Source organism: Ruegeria sp. BB9, from assembly GCF_056539345.1.
The window spans coordinates 503,209-518,683 of record NZ_JBQFUU010000002.1 but is presented as its reverse complement, the minus strand read 5'-3'; the positions used below and the strand labels follow the sequence as shown (position 1 = coordinate 518,683).

Below are 15,475 nucleotides of genomic sequence, written 5' to 3'. Positions count from 1 at the left end.
AGATCAGGTCCACTCCTCCTCCCATAGGACCTGTATTTCAGCGGCAGCATCTCTCCTCCTCCCTGATGCTGCCGCACCCTATACCGGCCTCAACCTGCCGGATGCTGATACATCGGGGCTCTCCTCCTCCCTGCTCTGATGTTGAAAGCGCGCGGTGGCATCTTCCTCCTCCCTGATGCCACCGCGCCCTTCAAATACCGGGCCAGACCCGGAAACGCATACATCGGGTTCTCCTCCTCCCTTCCCGATGTGAAAAGAGCGCGGTGGCACCCTTCCTCCTCCCTGGTGTCACCGCGCGCTTCAGATACCGGGGAAAACCCGGGTTCGGATACATCGGGGCTCTCCTCCTCCCTGCTCTGATGTTGACAAGAACGGCGGTTCCCTCCTCCTCCCTGGGAACCGCCGTTTTTTTTCATTCGGCATGAAAAAGGCGCCACGGGCAGGACCGGGCGCCAAACAAAAAAGTCGAGCATGTGCCGGGAGGCACATTCCGCTGGATCAGAACGGCACGTCGTCTTTTGCGGATAGATACTGCGCGACGACCTTCTTGGTTCCGGCCTTGTCGAACTCGACCTCGACCTTGTCCCCCTCGATCCCGACCACGCCGCCATAGCCGAACTTCTGGTGGAACACCCGCTCGCCCAGGGTAAAGCTGGCCACGGCGGTCGCGTCGATCACGGTGTTGCGGGATTCACGCGGCTGCGACATGCCGTATTGCCCCTGCCGCGCCTGCATCCGTTTCCAGCCCGGCGAGTTGTAGACATTGGCCTGCGCCGCGCGGGTCTCGATGCCTGCCGACATCTGCCGGTTGCCGTGCAAACCTGCCCCGGGCAAAACCTCAACATGATCCTCGGGCAATTCGTCGATGAAGCGCGAGGGCATCGCGTTCTGCCACTGCCCGAACACCCGCCGGTTGGCGGCGAAGGAAATGGTGCAGACCTCCTCGGCACGGGTGATTCCCACATAGGCCAGCCGCCGTTCTTCCTCGAGCCCCTTGAGGCCGGTTTCGTCCATCGACCGTTGCGAGGGGAACAGACCGTCCTCCCACCCCGGCAGGAACACGGCGGGAAACTCGAGCCCCTTGGCCGCGTGCAGGGTCATGATCGAGACCTTGGGCCCGCCGCTGTCCTGTTCGTTGTCCATCACCAGGCTGACATGTTCCAAGAACCCTTGCAGGTTTTCGAAATTGTCCAGCTGGTTGACCAGTTCCTTCAGGTTTTCCAGCCGCCCCGGCGCCTCGGGCGTCTTGTCGTTCTGCCAGTGGGCGGTATAGCCGGACTCGTCCAGCACGATCTGCGCCAGTTCGATATGCGACACCTCGGGCGGGCCATAGCGCACGGGCGCGCTGCCGTCGTCGATGACCGCATCATCCTCGATCTCGATCCGGGGGCCGCGGGTCATCGCGTTCCAGCGCGCCAGCCCTTCGACCAGTTCGCGCAGAGCTGCGCCGCCCTTGCCCTTGATCAGCCCTTGCTCCACAGCGATCCGCGCGCCCTGAACCAGCGACACACCATGTTCGCGCGCGGTGCGCTGGATCGTCTGCTGCGCCTTGTCTCCAAGGCCGCGCTTGGGGGTGTTCACGATCCGCTCGAAGGCCAGATCATCCTCGGGGCTGACCACCAACCGGAAATAGGCCATGGCATCGCGGATCTCCATACGTTCATAGAATCGAGGGCCGCCGATCACCTTGTAGGGCAGACCGATGGTCAGGAACCGATCCTCGAAGGCGCGCATCTGGTGGCTGGCGCGCACCAAGATGGCGATTTCGTCCAGGTTCATCGGCCGCACGCCGCGGGTGCCGCCCTGCATGGCGTCGATCTCCTCGCCGATCCAGCGGGCCTCCTCCTCACCATCCCAGTGGCCGATCAGGCGGACCTTTTCGCCCCCGGGCTTGTCGGTCCACAACTCCTTTCCCAGACGGCTTTCATTGCCACGGATCACGTTCGAGGCGGCGGCCAGAATATGCGGGGTCGAGCGGTAGTTCTGCTCCAGACGCACCACATGGGCGCCGGGAAAGTCCTTCTCGAACCGCAGGATGTTGCCCACCTCGGCCCCGCGCCAGCCATAGATCGACTGGTCGTCGTCGCCGACGCAGCAGATATTCTTGTGCCCGCCCGCCAACAGCCGCAGCCACAGGTACTGGGCGATGTTGGTGTCCTGGTATTCGTCCACAAGGATGTAGCGGAACCAGCGCTGGTATTGTTCCAGCACGTCCGCGTGGGTCTGGAAGATGGTGACCATGTGCAACAGCAGGTCGCCGAAATCCACCGCGTTCAGCTCGCGCAGGCGGGCCTGGTATTGGGCATAAAGCTCGACGCCCTTGTTGTTGTAGGCCCCGGCATCGGCGGCGGGCACCTTGTCGGGCGTCAGGGCACGGTTCTTCCAGTCGTCGATGATGCCGGCCAGCATCCGTGCAGGCCAGCGCTTGTCGTCGATATTGGCAACCTGCACCAGTTGCTTGAGCAGGCGCAGCTGGTCGTCGGTGTCGAGGATGGTGAAGTTCGACTTCAGCCCCGCCAGTTCGGCATGGCGGCGCAGCAGCTTGACGCAGATCGAGTGGAAGGTGCCCAGCCACGGCATCCCCTCGGCGGGCTGCCCCAGGAGGCGGCCGACCCGTTCCTTCATCTCGCGCGCGGCCTTGTTGGTGAAGGTCACCGCCAGAATCTCGTTCGGGCGGGCCCGCCCGGTGTTCAGCAGATGCGCAATGCGGGTGGTCAGGGCCTTGGTCTTGCCGGTGCCCGCCCCGGCCAGCATCAGGATCGGGCCATCCAACAGCTCGACCGCTTCCCGCTGCGCCGGGTTCAATTCATTCAAGTAGTCCGCCTCGGGCCGAAGCGCGGCCATGGCGCGGGCCGACAGCGAGGCGCCCTCGAAGGCGTCATTTTCATCGAAACTGCTCATGCGCCCAAACTAAGCCGGAAGCGCGCCGAGGGAAAGGGTTTGTTCACGGCTTGTTCGCACGGTTTTGCGAATTTCTTTCGTAGCGCTGGTTGAGCCGTCAGGCGCAGGCTGCATCCGACTGAAACCCTTGCCGAATCGCGCGGCAGGTCGGATCAATCGACATGGACCTGCACAGCACCTATCCGGGCATCGAGGATCTGAAGCGCCGCGCACGCCGTCGGTTGCCGCGCTTTGTCTGGGACTATGTCGACAGCGGCACCGGGGCCGAGACCGCGCTGAAACGCAACCGGGCGGCGCTGGACCGCATCGGGTTTCTGCCCGCCATCCTGAAAGGCCCGCTGGAATTCGACACCAGCACCCGCTTTCTGGGGCGCGACCATCCGCTGCCCTTCGGCATGGCTCCGATCGGGATGTGCGGGCTAGTCTGGCCTGGGGCCGAGGCGCTGATGGCGCGCGCCGCCGCGCAGGCGGGCATTCCGTATGTTCTGTCCACCGTCGCCAGCCAAAGCCCCGAGGACATGGCCCCGCATATCGGACCCGACGCCTGGTTCCAGTTGTACCCGCCCAAGGACCCCGAGATTCGAGCCGACCTGCTGAACCGCGCCCGGTCCGCCGGGTTCGGCACGCTGGTGCTGACCGTAGACGTGCCCGTGGCCTCGCGCCGGGAACGGCAGACCCGCTCGGGCCTGACCCATCCGCCGCGCCTGACGCCGCGCCTGCTGGCGCAGATCGCCGCCCGCCCGGCCTGGGCCTGGGGCATGGCGCGTCACGGCAAGCCCCGGATGCGCACGCTGGACAAATATATCGACGGCACCGCCAACCTGCCGCCCACTGCGCATATCGGATACCTGCTCAGGACCTCTCCGGGCATGGATTACGTCAAGTGGCTGCGCGATCACTGGCAGGGGCCGTTCATTATCAAGGGCGTGCTGCGCCCCGAGGATGCCGAGCGGCTGAAACAGGCCGGGATCGACGCGCTTTGGGTGTCGAATCACGGTGGCCGTCAGTTCGATGGCGCGCCGGCCAGCATCGACATGCTGCCCGCCATCCGCGCCGCAACCGACCTGCCGCTGATCTTCGACAGCGGCGTTTCGGGCGGGCTGGACATTCTGCGGGCGCGGGCCTTGGGCGCCGATCTGGTCATGCTCGGGCGGGCTTTCCTCTATGGCGTTGCAGCATTAGGCGTGCGCGGCCCGGCCCATGTCATCGATATGTTGCGGCAAGATATGCTTGCAAATATGGGACAATTGGGTGCCGCAACGCTAAAAGATTTGCCTGATGTTAACGCAAACATTGATGCCGCGATGCAGCATGTGCCATAAAACGCCGCAATAGGCGGCGTTTGCGAGCGATAACATGCCGGTTCTACCCAGAACTACAGATATATCTGCGCGTAATCTCGGTCTATTAACACGGCCAAATGCAAAAGACCGGGACTTGCCATGACTGACTTCAAGAAAATCCTGATCGCCAACAGGGGTGAGATTGCCATTCGCGTGATGCGCGCCGCGAACGAGATGGGTAAACGCACTGTTGCCGTCTATGCCGAGGAGGACAAGCTGGGCCTGCACCGGTTCAAGGCGGACGAGGCGTATCGCATCGGCGAGGGTCTGGGCCCGGTCGCGGCCTATCTGTCGATCGACGAGATCATCCGCGTCGCCAAGGAAAGCGGCGCTGACGCCATCCACCCGGGCTATGGCCTGCTGTCGGAAAACCCCGATTTCGTAGATGCCTGCGTTCAGAACGGCATCACCTTCATCGGCCCCAAGGCCGAGACCATGCGCGCCCTGGGCGACAAGGCCAGCGCCCGCAAGGTGGCGATTGCCGCCGGTGTGCCGGTGATCCCGGCGACCGAGGTGCTAGGCGACGATATGGACGCGATCCGCAAGGAAGCGGCCGAGATCGGCTACCCGCTGATGCTCAAGGCGTCCTGGGGCGGCGGCGGCCGCGGGATGCGCCCGATCTATTCCGAAGACGAGTTGGAAGAGAAGGTTCTGGAGGGCCGCCGCGAGGCCGAGGCCGCATTCGGCAATGGTGAGGGCTATCTGGAAAAGATGATCACCCGCGCCCGCCATGTCGAGGTGCAGATCCTGGGCGACAAACACGGGCAGATCTATCACCTGTATGAACGCGACTGCTCGGTCCAGCGCCGAAACCAGAAGGTCGTGGAACGCGCCCCTGCCCCCTATCTGACCGAAGAGCAACGCGCCGAGATCTGCGACCTAGGCCGCCGCATCTGCGCGCACGTGAACTATGAATGCGCCGGTACGGTCGAATTCCTGATGGATATGGAGACCGGCAAGTTCTACTTCATCGAGGTGAACCCCCGCGTCCAGGTCGAACACACCGTGACCGAAGAGGTCACCGGCATCGACATCGTGCAGGCGCAGATCCTGATCGCCGAGGGCAAGACCCTGGCCGAGGCCACCGGCAAGGACAGCCAGGACGAGATCCGCCTGAACGGCCACGCGCTGCAGACGCGCGTCACCACCGAAGACCCGCTTAACAACTTCATCCCCGACTATGGGCGCATCACGGCCTATCGCTCGGCCACGGGCATGGGCATCCGGCTGGATGGTGGCACGGCCTATGCGGGCGGGGTGATCACCCGGTATTACGACTCGCTTCTGACCAAAGTCACTGCCTGGGCGCCGACTCCGGAAAAGGCGATCGCCCGCATGGACCGCGCCCTGCGCGAGTTCCGCGTGCGCGGCGTTTCAACCAACATCGCCTTTGTCGAGAACCTGCTGAAGCATCCGACCTTCCTGTCGAATGAATACACCACCAAGTTCATCGACGAGACGCCCGAGCTGTTCCAGTTCAAGAAGCGCCGCGACCGGGGCACCAAGGTTCTGACCTATATCGCCGACATCACGGTCAACGGGCACCCCGAGACCAAGGATCGCCCGCGCCCGCGTGCCGACCTGAAAGAACCCAAGCCCCCCGCGCCCAAGGCCGAACCGCTGATGGGCACGCGCAACCTGCTGGAACAGAAAGGCCCGCAGGCCGTGGCCGACTGGATGAAGGCCCAGCGCCAGTTGCTGATCACTGACACCACAATGCGCGACGGGCACCAGTCGCTGCTGGCCACCCGCATGCGCTCGATCGACATGATCCGCGTGGCACCCAGCTATGCCGCGAACCTGCCGCAGCTGTTCAGCGTCGAATGCTGGGGCGGGGCGACTTTCGACGTGGCCTATCGTTTCCTGCAGGAATGCCCCTGGCAGCGCCTGCGCGACCTGCGCGAGGCCATGCCCAACCTGATGACCCAGATGCTGCTGCGCGGTGCCAATGGGGTGGGCTATACCAACTATCCCGACAACGTGGTGCAGGAATTCGTGCGCCAGGCCTCGCGGAATATCGACGTGTTCCGGGTGTTCGACTCGCTGAACTGGGTCGAGAACATGCGCGTGGCGATGGATGCGGTCATCGAGAACGGCAAGATCTGTGAAGGCACCGTCTGCTATACCGGCGACATCCTAGACCCGAACCGCGCCAAGTATGATCTGAAATACTATGTCGGCATGGCCAAGGAACTGCGCGACGCCGGCGCCCATGTTCTGGGCCTCAAGGACATGGCCGGCCTGCTGAAACCCGCCGCCGCGCGGGTGCTGATCCGCGCACTGAAGGAAGAGGTCGGCCTGCCGATCCATTTCCACACCCACGACACCGCCGGCATCGCCAGCGCCACCATCCTGGCCGCCAGCGAGGCGGGCGTGGACGTGGTGGATTGCGCGATGGACAGCTTCTCGGGCAACACCAGCCAGGCGACGCTGGGCACCGTGGTCGAGGCCCTGCGCCACACCGACCGCGACACCGGGTTGGACGTGAAGGCGATCCGCGAAATCAGCGACTACTTCGAGGCGGTGCGCGGCCAATACGCGGCCTTCGAATCCGGGCTGCAGGCCCCCGCCTCCGAGGTCTATCTGCACGAAATGCCGGGCGGCCAGTTCACCAACCTCAAGGCGCAGGCGCGCTCGATGGGGCTGGAGGAACGCTGGCACGAAGTCGCGCAGATGTATGCGGACGTGAACCAGATGTTCGGTGACATCGTCAAGGTGACGCCGTCCTCGAAAGTTGTGGGTGACATGGCGCTGATGATGGTCAGTCAGGGCCTGACCCGCGAGCAGGTCGAGGATCCCTCGACCGACGTGGCCTTCCCCGATTCAGTCATCGACATGATGCGCGGCAATCTGGGCCAGCCTCCGGGCGGTTTCCCCGAAACGATCTTGACCAAGGTGCTGAAAGGCGAAAAGCCGAACACCGAACGGCCGGGCAAAGACGTGCCTCCGGTTGATTTGGAGGCCACCCGCGCGGAGCTCTCGAAACAGCTGGAAGGCATGGAGGTCGATGACGAGGACCTGAACGGATACCTGATGTATCCCAAGGTGTTCCTGGACTACATGGGCCGTCACCGCATCTATGGCCCGGTACGCACCCTGCCCACCCGCACCTTCTTTTACGGAATGGAGCCGGGAGAGGAGATCTCGGCCGAGATCGACCCGGGCAAAACGCTGGAAATCCGCTGCCAGGCCATTGGGGAGACGGACGAGAATGGCGAGGTCAAAGTGTTCTTTGAACTCAATGGCCAACCGCGCGTCATCCGCGTTCCCAACCGCCTTGTGCAAGCTTCGACCGCCCAGCGCCCGAAGGCCGAGGTCGGAAACGCCAACCATGTCGGCGCGCCGATGCCGGGCGTGGTTTCGACTGTGGCGATCACCGCCGGGCAGGAGGTCAAAGAAGGTGACCTTCTGCTGACGATCGAAGCCATGAAAATGGAAACCGGCATCCATGCCGAACGCGACGCAACCGTGAAGGCGGTGCATGTCCAGCCCGGCGGCCAGATCGACGCCAAGGATCTTTTGGTCGAGTTGGAATAAAACCGTTAAAACACAGAAAGGCGCGCCATCAAGCGCGCCTTTTTTCATCCGAGCGGGCGAGTTCAGCCGTCGCTTGACTCCGCGACGGGCTGCTGCGGCAACTGTTCCGGCGTGCTGTCGATCGAAACCTCTTCCCCGATCGGCGCTGGCAAGCCCAACAAATCGTGCAGTTCATGAAGAGCCGGATCGGACAAGTCACGGCCACCGGTCAAGGTATCAAGTGCTTCCTGCGGATCATCCGCCCCTGCCAAGGCTTCTTCGGCTTCGGTCACAGCCTGCTCCGCTTCGGCCACGGCATCCTCGTATTTGTCCTGTGCGGTGATGCCCTCGGCTGCTTCTTCTTCAGTTGGCGCAAATTGGTCCTCGATCTCCGCTTCGGTCAGACCTTCCAGTTCGGACAATTCCTGTTCGCGCATTTCAAGCTCCTCTGTCGCGCCAGAGAAACCAAGTATACTCTGCTGATAGCTGTAGAGCTTGCCCGGCATGCTGTTCGGGGCCGCATTCATCAGGGCAGTCTGGCTGGCGTGCGCGGCATTCAAGCCCTTGAGCTCGGACGCGATTTTGCCGTGCTTGATTGGTTTGACATACGGCTCCTCGACAACTGCCGCCGCTACCCGCGCTTTACGGATCGGCTTCTCGACTTTCTTTTTTCCAGTGAAGAATTCGTCGAGTTTGGCTGCAAAACCGTTCTGCCCTTTGGTCCGTGATGTAGTTTTGGTGTTCTTTCGTTGTGCCTTTGGTTTAGCGAGACCGAGACCGGCGAGAAAACCCTTGCCCTGGCCGGACCCACCCTTCGTGCTGCGCGCAGATCCTCCGAGGCTGGCACTGGATTTTTCGGCGCTTTTGCCATTTCCGTTGCCGCCACCGTTACTATTTCCGTTTCCACCACCGTTACCATTTCCGCCTCCATTGCCATTCCCGTTCTTGGCTATGGCGATATCTGGCGTAGCCAACACCGCAACGAAGCTAACTGCCCCGGTCAGCAACAAAGATGTCGCCACAACCCGTGACATGGAAATAAACCAGTGCATGCCAATCCCCTCTTAGGTATCCAAATACTTGCGCCAACCGGCACAAGTTTGAGCAGAAATTTCGCATTATGCATATACTAGTTATCGAATACGGCAAAATTTGGCCTTCGAACGAAACCGCTGTTACCCACTCAGTTCGAGAGAATTGACCTCGGGCGGAAGTTTGAAAATATCATTAACTTCATAGGCTTGCTCGTTTCTCAACTGACCTGCAAAGAGGCTCAGAAGCATGGCTCCGACCAACGCAGTCAGTTTTATGTTCTCAACCTTGTTCATCCCTCCGTCTCCACCGTTGTCAATATCCGTGGCTGTAGGTTTCAACGGCTCAGCACACCTTTTCCGTCGCAAATTTTTTTCCGGCCAAGTGCGTTTTTCCTCTTGCAGCTTTCCGCCAGAATTTATAGTTCACGCCTCACTCGACGGCGCGGGCGTAGCTCAGGGGTAGAGCATAACCTTGCCAAGGTTAGGGTCGTGAGTTCGAATCTCATCGCCCGCTCCAACGAGGACCGAAAGGTCGCACAAGATATCTGATTGCGGGCGTAGCTCAGGGGTAGAGCATAACCTTGCCAAGGTTAGGGTCGTGAGTTCGAATCTCATCGCCCGCTCCAGATATCCACCTTCCCACAACAAGCACTGGCAGATCGGTCGGTCCTGCGCCATTCTGTTCTGACATGCAGCAGTCAGATGGACGCCCCGATGTCAGACTACCACATTCGCACGCTGACCGCCGAAGAACTGCGCCACGCAGTGGATTGGGCCGGACGCGAGGGCTGGAACCCAGGTCATGAGGACGCTGTCTGTTTCCGCTCGACCGACCCCGACGGATTTCTGGGCGGGTTTCTGGATGGCGAGATGATCGCCTCGGTTTCAGCCGTGAACTACGACGACGCATTTTCGTTTCTGGGTTTCTATATCGTGCGGCCCGAGTATCGCGGATCAGGTCATGGTCTGGAAATCGCCCAGCACGCGCTGGCGCATTGTACAGGGCGAAACATGGGCTTGGACGGGGTGGTCGAACAACAGGACAACTACCGCAAGTCGGGCTTTGTCTTCGCCTACAACAATTATCGGTTCTCCGGCACGGTTTCAGCCATCCTGTCCAGCCTACCCAAAACCGGTATCCGGGTCGCGCCCATCAGTGGCCTGTCCGAAGACCTTCGCATCTATGACCGCGCTCTGTTCCCCGCGCATCGGGATGCCTTTCTGACGAAATGGCTGAGCGCACCGGGCCACGTCTCGCGTGTTTGTATCCAGAAAGGTCGCATCGCCGGATATGCAACTCTGCGCCCCTGCCTGAATGGCTACAAGGTAGGGCCACTGTTCGCCGACGATCCGGACATCGCGCTGGCGCTTTTGGCTGCGGTTCTGGCCGAAGTTCCCGCTGATCACCGCAGCTCTGAGGTCTATGTCGACATGCCACAGCCCAACGCGGCGGCCTTTGCACTGGCTGACGCTTTGGGTTTGGAAAAAGTCTTTGAAACCGCGCGCATGTATTCCGACCACGAGCCGGATATCGACCTGAACCGAGTGTTCGGCGTGACGACGTTCGAACTTGGCTGAGCCTTAGAACGCCTTGAAGGTCATTGTCGTCAACGACCGCTCGATGTTCGGAATGACCAGAAGGTGTTCGTTAATGAAATGGCCCACATCCTCGGTTTCGGGGATGTAAAGCTTGAGCAGCAGATCATATTCACCGCTGGTGGAGTAGAGTTCCGAGTGGATTTCGCGCAGAGCGATCTCTTCGGCCACCTTGTAGGTGGTGCCGGGCTTGCAGCGGATCTGGATGAAAACGCAGGTGGACATTTCGTGGCCTTGTTGCTTCCGTTTGGCGCAGGCTGGCACGCCCCACGCCCGGGCGCAATCCCCTGCAACAGTTTGCTGCGATTGCAACGATCGGGCTGGATAAGGCCGCCCGTCCCCGTCTATAAGCGCCCCTGTAGCAAGAGGATTTCGCCAATGCGCACAGCTTCGATCAGCCGCAAGACCGCCGAGACCGCGATTACGGTCGAGGTCAACCTCGACGGCACCGGCACCTATGACAACCAGACCGGTGTGGGGTTCTTCGATCACATGCTGGACCAGTTGGCGCGGCATTCGCTGATCGACATGACGATCCGGGCCAAAGGCGACTATCACATCGACGATCACCACACGGTCGAAGACACCGGCATCGCGCTGGGTCAGGCGCTGACGCAGGCGCTGGGGGACAAAAAAGGCATCCGTCGGTATGGCGAGTGCCATCTGCCGATGGACGATGCGCAGGTGCGCTGCGCGCTGGACTTGTCGGGCCGACCGTTTCTGGTGTGGAACGTGGATCTGCCGACGCCCAAGATCGGCAGTTTCGACACCGAGTTGGTGCGCGAGTTCTTCCAAGCGCTGGCCACCCATGGCGGCATCACTCTGCATATCGACCAGTTGCACGGTTTCAACAGCCACCACATCGCCGAGGCCGCCTTCAAGGCCGTCGCCCGCGCCCTGCGCCAGGCGGTCGAGACCGACCCGCGCAAAGCGGATGCGATACCGTCCACCAAGGGCGCGCTCTAGATGCTGACCGCGATCATCGACTACGAAAGCGGCAACCTGCACTCGGCGGAAAAGGCGTTTCAACGCATGGCGCGCGAGCTGGACGCGGGCGAGGTCGTCGTGACCTCGGATGCCGACGTCGTCGCGCGCGCCGACCGACTGGTGCTGCCCGGCGACGGCGCCTTTCCCGCCTGCGCGGCCGAGCTGCGCGGGCACAAGGGCATCCACGATGCGATGGTCGAAGCGGTCGAGCAGAAGGGCCGCCCGTTCCTGGGCATCTGCGTCGGCATGCAGCTGATGGCAACCACGGGCCGCGAATATACCGACACGCCGGGCCTGAATTGGGTGACCGGAGACGTGGTGCGGATCGAGCCCGAAGACCGGGCGCTGAAGGTTCCGCATATGGGGTGGAACGATCTGGTGATCGAGAGCGAGCACCCGGTGTTCAACGGAGTTACCTCAGGCGATCACGTTTATTTTGTCCACTCCTACCATTTCCGCGTCGCCGATCCGGCGCAACGTCTGGCCCATGTGGACTATGGCGGGCCGGTCACGGCCGTGATCGGCCGCGACACGATGATCGGAATGCAGTTTCACCCTGAAAAAAGCCAGGATGTGGGCCTGCGGATGATCGGAAACTTCCTGACCTGGGCCCCCTGACCGGTTACTGCACGCGGGTCCAGGCCTGGCCGCGGCAGATCAGGCCGCCCGCGACGCAACCCTTGACCGTCAGCTTGTTCTGACCGTCAAGCGACATCTTGGAATTGTAGGTCTTGTCCCGGTCCGGCGCCCAGATCTTGCCGCCGCTATAGCTGCCGCCGCCATCCGCGACCATGTCCCAGATGATCTTCTTGCCAAGATTCTCGTAATCCAGCTGCTGGTTTCCGTCCTTGTCGAAGGCGCTGTCGATGGTGCCGCAAACGGCGCTGCCGCAAGGCCCGATCGAGACGTGCAGATATCCGCCGGTATCGCCCGGCTGGGTTTTCCAAAGCCCGTCGACCGGGTCATCCGCCCGTGCGCCGGTGGCCAAGGTGACAAGTGCCGCCGCAGCGGCCAGAGCAAGTTTGTTCATGGTATCCTCCCTGATTTGCAGCCAGTCTGACCGCCGGCACTGGTTCGGGCAAGATTGACTTTGCGTCGCGTTGCATCCCCTGCCCCGCCTGTGCCATATCCCGCGCCAGTACCAGTCACGAAAAGGCCGCCCGACATGATCCTCTATCCCGCAATCGACCTGAAAGACGGCCAGGCCGTGCGCCTACTGCGCGGCGAGATGGACAAGGCCACGGTCTTCAACGAAGACCCCGCCGCCCAGGCCCGCGCCTTTGTCGAGGCCGGCTGCGAATGGCTGCATCTGGTGGACCTGAACGGCGCTTTCGCCGGGGAACCCGTGAACGCCGCCCCGGTCGAGGCGATCCTGAAGTCCTGCGACGTACCGGCCCAGTTGGGCGGCGGCATCCGCGACATGGCCACTATCGAGACCTGGCTGGACAAAGGCCTGGCCCGGGTGATTCTGGGCACGGTTGCCGTGGAAAACCCCGATCTGGTCCGTCAGGCAGCCAAGGCCTTTCCCGGCCAGGTCGCCGTCGGCATCGACGCGCGCAACGGACGTGTCGCCACCAAGGGCTGGGCCGAGGAAACCGACGTGATGGTGACCGACCTGGCGCGCAGCTTCGAAGACGCGGGCGTGGCGGCGATCATCTACACCGACATCAACCGCGACGGCGCGATGCAAGGCCCCAATGTCGAAGCCACGGCCGATCTGGCCCGTGCAGTCTCGATCCCGGTGATCGCCAGCGGCGGGGTCAGCTCGCTGGACGACCTGATCGCCCTGCGCGACTGCGGCGCAAACCTGAACGGCGCGATTTCAGGTCGCGCGCTCTATGACGGCGCGCTGGATCTGCGCGAAGCCCTGGCGGCGTTGAAGGGTTAGGATATTGCAAGCGGTCCGCAAACAGGTTCTGCCCGAGCAGTCTGAATTGTGGTCGCTGTTCACTCCGGGTGATTTTGTTGATGGGTACTCGGTCCAAAGCGACCTTGCACCGTTTGACGCGATGAAAATCGGTCTGAACATGCCGGGGTGGGTGAAGATCCTGATGGGAATCCGGAACGCAATCGTTGCCCCATTCGGCTTGAAGGGCCGCAAGCACTTGAACACCGACAATGGCTCGCCCGACGCAGGCACCGGCGCGATTTTTCCCGTGACCTACAGGGATGAGACAGAGGTCATCGTGGGAATCGATGACCGCCATCTGGATTTCCGCATCGCCGTGCATCGCGACAAAGACCGCGTAGTCATGGCAACTTGGGTGCGGACTCACAATCGTTTGGGACGGATCTATCTGACGGTGATCATGCCCCTTCACATTCTGATCGTGCGCAATTGCATGAAACGGATCGCACGCGCTTCTCAGGTATGACGCCGATCAGTTGGCTGCGGCATCCGTCAGCTTGCTCAACGCACCGCGCATCTTGTCGATCACCGGGGATTTTTCCACCGCATCAAGCTCGTCCATGGTTTCCTTGGGATCCTCGTAGGCCAACCAGACCTGGCCGTCGGCATCCTCATAGGCCTGCACCTTGAGCGGAAGGAACAATCCCGCACGCGGGTCGATCTGCATGGCGGGCGTTCCCAGGGCCGGGTTTCCGAAGATCAAAACCTGATTGGGCGGTATCGTCATGTCGACCTTGTGCGCACCGGCCGCGTGGTCAACGCGGGCAAATACAGTCGCGCCTGCATTTTCGACAGCAGCCTGCAGCGCGTCGATGGCCTCGGTCACGGACTTGTCGGTCGGGACCTTGATGATGTCGTCAGCCATTGCCCAGGTCGCACCGGACAGAATGAAAGCGGTTGTAAGAAACAAGTTGCGCATGGTTTTCACCTCCTGCTGAAATCCGCTTCAGTTTCACGAGGTTCCGGGCGCAGGACAATCACAACTCTGGCATCGGCGGGGCTTTGCCGGTAGAGGTGCGGCAACAAAGGACAAACCATGCTGAAAACCCGCATCATTCCCTGTCTGGATGTCGCCGATGGCCGCGTGGTCAAGGGCGTGAATTTCGTGGGCCTGCGCGACGCGGGCGATCCGGTGGAATCGGCCAAGGCCTATGACGCCGCCGGCGCTGACGAGATCTGCTTTCTCGACATCCACGCCACCCACGAAAACCGCGGCACCATGTTTGACGTGGTTCAGCGCACGGCCGAGCAGTGCTTCGTACCGCTGACGGTGGGTGGCGGCGTGCGCACCAAGGAAGACGTGCGCGCGCTGTTGCTGGCGGGGGCCGACAAGGTCAGCTTCAACTCGGCCGCCGTGGCCAACCCCGACGTGATCGCCGAGGCTGCCGACCAGTTCGGCAGCCAGTGCATCGTCTGCGCCATCGACGCCAAAACCGTCAGCCCCGGCAAATGGGAGATCTTCACCCACGGCGGACGCAAACCCACCGGCATCGACGCGGTAGAGTTCGCCAAGACCGTCGTCGCCAAGGGCGCGGGCGAGATTCTGCTGACCTCGATGGACCGCGACGGCACCAAGGCGGGGTTCAACATTCCGCTGACGCGCGCCATCTCGGATGCGGTCGACGTGCCGGTGATCGCCTCGGGCGGCGTGGGCAATCTGGATCATTTGGTCGAAGGCGTGACCGAAGGCGGAGCCAGCGCGGTGCTTGCGGCCTCGATCTTTCACTTCGGCGAATACACGATCCGCGAGGCCAAAGAGCACATGGCATCCGCGGGTATCCCCATGAGGCTGACATGAGCATACTGAACGAGCTGGCCGCCACGATCGCATCCCGCAAGGGCGCGGACCTCGAATCAAGCTGGACCGCCAAGCTGCTGTCCAAAGGCCCCGAGAAATGCGCCGAGAAGTTTGGCGAAGAGGCCGTGGAGGCGATCATCGAAGCCGTGAAGGGTGACCGCGACCGGCTGACATCCGAGGCCGCCGATGTGCTGTATCACCTGCTGGTCATGCTGGCCGCGCGCGACGTGGCGCTGGAAGACGTTCTGGCCGAGCTTGCCAAGCGGCAGGGCACCAGCGGCATCGCCGAAAAGGCCGCACGCGACCGGGGCTGAGACCCGGCTTTCACCAATAGCGTCCGCGCCCTATACTGATTGACCGAAGCGCCTGCTGGGCGCAGGGGCGACGAGGG

The 15,475-nt window shown here is 62.2% G+C and carries 15 protein-coding genes and 2 tRNA genes; 11 read left to right on the top strand and 6 right to left on the bottom strand.

All coding sequences use genetic code 11. The features are described from left to right. Positions 1-498 precede the first annotated feature (498 nt). Complete coding sequence (locus ACR0FC_RS09995; protein ID WP_170340277.1) at positions 499-2,901, bottom strand: ATP-dependent helicase; 2,403 nt, start codon at positions 2,899-2,901, stop codon at positions 499-501. A gap of 161 nt (positions 2,902-3,062) precedes the next feature. On the opposite strand from ACR0FC_RS09995, the gene ACR0FC_RS09990 reads away from it, so the two are divergent. After that, positions 3,063-4,223, top strand: coding sequence for an alpha-hydroxy acid oxidase (locus ACR0FC_RS09990; RefSeq protein ID WP_170340275.1), 1,161 nt, complete (start codon positions 3,063-3,065; stop codon positions 4,221-4,223). A gap of 120 nt (positions 4,224-4,343) precedes the next feature. Beyond that, a complete protein-coding gene (locus ACR0FC_RS09985) occupies positions 4,344-7,781 on the top strand; it encodes a pyruvate carboxylase (protein ID WP_170340273.1) in 3,438 nt (1,145 codons plus the stop codon). A 62-nt stretch (positions 7,782-7,843) separates the two neighbouring features. Here ACR0FC_RS09985 and ACR0FC_RS09980 read toward each other — a convergent pair whose 3' ends face one another. Both ACR0FC_RS09980 and ACR0FC_RS09975 read right to left on the bottom strand, forming a co-directional pair. Then, positions 7,844-8,812: a hypothetical protein gene (locus tag ACR0FC_RS09980; RefSeq protein WP_170339495.1), complete on the bottom strand. Its 969-nt coding sequence runs from the start codon at positions 8,810-8,812 to the stop codon at positions 7,844-7,846. Between the two features lie 123 nt (positions 8,813-8,935). After that, positions 8,936-9,088, bottom strand: a complete 153-nt coding sequence (locus tag ACR0FC_RS09975; protein WP_170340270.1) for a hypothetical protein — start codon at positions 9,086-9,088, stop codon at positions 8,936-8,938. Positions 9,089-9,236: 148 nt separating this feature from the next. Here ACR0FC_RS09975 and ACR0FC_RS09970 point away from each other — a divergent pair. From ACR0FC_RS09970 to ACR0FC_RS09960, 3 genes are all read left to right on the top strand, one after another. Next, a tRNA-Gly gene (locus ACR0FC_RS09970) sits at positions 9,237-9,311 on the top strand. A gap of 34 nt (positions 9,312-9,345) precedes the next feature. After that, a tRNA-Gly gene (locus ACR0FC_RS09965) sits at positions 9,346-9,420 on the top strand. An 88-nt stretch (positions 9,421-9,508) separates the two neighbouring features. Continuing rightward, positions 9,509-10,372 carry a GNAT family N-acetyltransferase gene (locus ACR0FC_RS09960; protein ID WP_170340268.1) on the top strand — a complete coding sequence of 288 codons (864 nt, stop codon included), beginning with the start codon at positions 9,509-9,511 and terminating at the stop codon, positions 10,370-10,372. A gap of 3 nt (positions 10,373-10,375) precedes the next feature. Here the strand turns inward: ACR0FC_RS09960 and ACR0FC_RS09955 are convergent, their stop codons facing one another. Next, positions 10,376-10,615, bottom strand: a complete 240-nt coding sequence (locus ACR0FC_RS09955) for an Lrp/AsnC family transcriptional regulator (protein ID WP_050602861.1) — start codon at positions 10,613-10,615, stop codon at positions 10,376-10,378. Between the two features lie 153 nt (positions 10,616-10,768). On the opposite strand from ACR0FC_RS09955, the gene hisB reads away from it, so the two are divergent. Both hisB and hisH read left to right on the top strand, forming a co-directional pair. Further along, on the top strand, positions 10,769-11,356 hold the full coding sequence (gene hisB / locus ACR0FC_RS09950) for an imidazoleglycerol-phosphate dehydratase HisB (protein WP_170340267.1): 588 nt from the start codon (positions 10,769-10,771) through the stop codon (positions 11,354-11,356). Beyond that, positions 11,357-11,995, top strand: coding sequence for an imidazole glycerol phosphate synthase subunit HisH (hisH, locus tag ACR0FC_RS09945; protein ID WP_170340265.1), 639 nt, complete (start codon positions 11,357-11,359; stop codon positions 11,993-11,995). 4 nt (positions 11,996-11,999) lie between these two features. Here the strand turns inward: hisH and ACR0FC_RS09940 are convergent, their stop codons facing one another. Beyond that, a complete protein-coding gene (locus ACR0FC_RS09940; protein ID WP_005977442.1) occupies positions 12,000-12,407 on the bottom strand; it encodes a DUF2147 domain-containing protein in 408 nt (135 codons plus the stop codon). A gap of 135 nt (positions 12,408-12,542) precedes the next feature. On the opposite strand from ACR0FC_RS09940, the gene hisA reads away from it, so the two are divergent. Together hisA and ACR0FC_RS09930 are read left to right on the top strand one after the other, a co-directional pair. Beyond that, entirely contained in the window at positions 12,543-13,265 is a 723-nt protein-coding gene (hisA, locus tag ACR0FC_RS09935; RefSeq protein WP_170340263.1) for a 1-(5-phosphoribosyl)-5-[(5-phosphoribosylamino)methylideneamino]imidazole-4-carboxamide isomerase, read from the top strand. A gap of 4 nt (positions 13,266-13,269) precedes the next feature. Next, the gene (locus ACR0FC_RS09930) at positions 13,270-13,752 is read left to right on the top strand and encodes a DUF2867 domain-containing protein (RefSeq protein WP_170340261.1); all 483 of its coding nucleotides are present in this window, start codon (positions 13,270-13,272) and stop codon (positions 13,750-13,752) included. Between the two features lie 6 nt (positions 13,753-13,758). On the opposite strand, the gene ACR0FC_RS09925 is transcribed toward ACR0FC_RS09930, so the two are convergent. Then, positions 13,759-14,205, bottom strand: coding sequence for a DUF302 domain-containing protein (locus ACR0FC_RS09925; RefSeq protein WP_390895973.1), 447 nt, complete (start codon positions 14,203-14,205; stop codon positions 13,759-13,761). A 117-nt stretch (positions 14,206-14,322) separates the two neighbouring features. Here ACR0FC_RS09925 and hisF point away from each other — a divergent pair, with 117 nt between their 5' ends. Continuing rightward, entirely contained in the window at positions 14,323-15,084 is a 762-nt protein-coding gene (gene hisF / locus ACR0FC_RS09920; RefSeq protein WP_170340259.1) for an imidazole glycerol phosphate synthase subunit HisF, read from the top strand. Next, complete coding sequence (locus tag ACR0FC_RS09915) at positions 15,081-15,398, top strand: phosphoribosyl-ATP diphosphatase (RefSeq protein ID WP_170340257.1); 318 nt, start codon at positions 15,081-15,083, stop codon at positions 15,396-15,398. The genes hisF and ACR0FC_RS09915 overlap by 4 nt, the downstream gene beginning before the upstream one ends. Positions 15,399-15,475: the final 77 nt, after the last annotated feature.

What these genes read in the sequence shown, in the direction of transcription:
- ACR0FC_RS09995 (WP_170340277.1), bottom strand. Translation starts at nt 2,901, where the DNA reads ATGAGCAGTTTCGATGAAAATGACGCCTTCGAGGGCGCCTCGCTGTCG.
- ACR0FC_RS09990 (WP_170340275.1), top strand. Translation starts at nt 3,063, where the DNA reads ATGGACCTGCACAGCACCTATCCGGGCATCGAGGATCTGAAGCGCCGC.
- ACR0FC_RS09985 (WP_170340273.1), top strand. Translation starts at nt 4,344, where the DNA reads ATGACTGACTTCAAGAAAATCCTGATCGCCAACAGGGGTGAGATTGCC.
- ACR0FC_RS09980 (WP_170339495.1), bottom strand. Translation starts at nt 8,812, where the DNA reads ATGCACTGGTTTATTTCCATGTCACGGGTTGTGGCGACATCTTTGTTG.
- ACR0FC_RS09975 (WP_170340270.1), bottom strand. Translation starts at nt 9,088, where the DNA reads ATGAACAAGGTTGAGAACATAAAACTGACTGCGTTGGTCGGAGCCATG.
- ACR0FC_RS09960 (WP_170340268.1), top strand. Translation starts at nt 9,509, where the DNA reads ATGTCAGACTACCACATTCGCACGCTGACCGCCGAAGAACTGCGCCAC.
- ACR0FC_RS09955 (WP_050602861.1), bottom strand. Translation starts at nt 10,615, where the DNA reads ATGTCCACCTGCGTTTTCATCCAGATCCGCTGCAAGCCCGGCACCACC.
- hisB (WP_170340267.1), top strand. Translation starts at nt 10,769, where the DNA reads ATGCGCACAGCTTCGATCAGCCGCAAGACCGCCGAGACCGCGATTACG.
- hisH (WP_170340265.1), top strand. Translation starts at nt 11,357, where the DNA reads ATGCTGACCGCGATCATCGACTACGAAAGCGGCAACCTGCACTCGGCG.
- ACR0FC_RS09940 (WP_005977442.1), bottom strand. Translation starts at nt 12,407, where the DNA reads ATGAACAAACTTGCTCTGGCCGCTGCGGCGGCACTTGTCACCTTGGCC.
- hisA (WP_170340263.1), top strand. Translation starts at nt 12,543, where the DNA reads ATGATCCTCTATCCCGCAATCGACCTGAAAGACGGCCAGGCCGTGCGC.
- ACR0FC_RS09925 (WP_390895973.1), bottom strand. Translation starts at nt 14,205, where the DNA reads ATGCGCAACTTGTTTCTTACAACCGCTTTCATTCTGTCCGGTGCGACC.
- hisF (WP_170340259.1), top strand. Translation starts at nt 14,323, where the DNA reads ATGCTGAAAACCCGCATCATTCCCTGTCTGGATGTCGCCGATGGCCGC.
- ACR0FC_RS09915 (WP_170340257.1), top strand. Translation starts at nt 15,081, where the DNA reads ATGAGCATACTGAACGAGCTGGCCGCCACGATCGCATCCCGCAAGGGC.